This is a genomic window from Arthrobacter sp. JCM 19049 (assembly GCF_001310435.1).
Window position 1 is genome coordinate 1 of sequence record NZ_BAXF01000553.1, and the last position, 1,332, is coordinate 1,332.

Annotated in this window: 1 pseudogene; it reads left to right on the plus strand. The window is 68.5% G+C overall.

The window, feature by feature from the left end:
- Positions 1–1,241: pseudogene (locus JCM19049_RS14390) on the plus strand (long-chain fatty acid--CoA ligase); the annotation flags it as partial.
- Positions 1,242–1,332: the final 91 nt, after the last annotated feature.

Consider the following 1,332-nt stretch of genomic DNA (forward strand, 5'->3'; position numbering starts at 1 on the left):
CTCACCACCAGCGGGCGGCCCAAGGGCTGCGAACTGACCCACGGCAACTTCGTGGAGCTGGCCGACAACGCGGTCGCCGAGCTGCCCGAGGCGGTCTACCCGGGCGCGGCCACCATCATGTTCCTGCCGCTGGCCCACGTCTTCGCCCGCTTCATCTCCATCGTCGCGGTCGCCGCCGGCTGCCGCGTCGGGCACACCCCGGACGTCAAGCACCTGCTGGAGGACCTGCAGTCCTTCAAGCCCAACTTCATCCTGGCCGTGCCGCGGGTGTTCGAAAAGGTCTACAACTCGGCGATGCTCAAGGCCGAGGACGGCGGGAAGGGCAAGATCTTCCACACCGCCGCCCGCGCCGCGGTGGCCTACTCCCGCGCCCAGCAGGAGGGCAAGATCCCGCTGGGCCTGAAGCTGAAGCACAAGCTGTTCGACGTGCTGGTCTACTCCAAGCTGCGCGAGGCCATGGGCGGGAACGTGCGCCACGCCGTCTCCGGCGGCGGCCCGCTGGGCGAGCGCCTGGGCCACTTCTTCAACGGCGTGGGGGTCACCGTGCTGGAGGCTACGGCCTGACCGAGACCACCGCCCCGATCACCGTGAACACGCTCAAGCAAATCAAGATCGGCACCGTGGGCCGCCCGCTGCCGGGCAACGCGGTGAAGATCGCCGGGGACGGGGAAATTTTGGCCCGCGGCATCTGCGTGATGCCGCGCTACTACAACCGCCCCGACCTGCAGCGCGAGGCCTTCACCGATGGCTGGTTCCACACCGGGGACATCGGGGAGCTGGATGAGGACGGGTTCCTGAAGATCACCGGGCGCAAGAAGGAAATCATCGTCACCGCCAGCGGCAAGAACGTGGTCCCGGCGCTGCTGGAGGACCAGATCCGCGCCGACGCGCTGGTCTCCCAGTGCCTGGTGGTGGGCGACAACCGCCCGTTCATCGCCGCACTGGTCACCCTGGACCCGGAGGCGCTGCCCGGCTGGCTGGAACGCCACCAGCTCTCCCGCGACCTGCCGATGGCCGAGGTCGTCCAGCAGCCGCAGGTGCGCACCGCCCTGCAGAAGGTGATCGACAAGGCCAACGAGTCGGTCTCCCGCGCCGAGCAGATCAAGGAGTTCCGCGTGGTGGCCGAGGACTTCACCGAGGAATCCGGGCACCTGACCCCCTCGCTGAAGATCAAGCGCGCCAAGGTGCTCAGCGACTACCAGGACGTGGTGGAGGCGATCTACTCCAAGCCCAAGGCCTGATCCAGCACCGCATCACGCAGCTGGTCGATCCCCGCAGCGGCGGCACGCCTTCGCAACGGCGTGCCGCCGCTGGCGTGTTCCAGCACCTGGG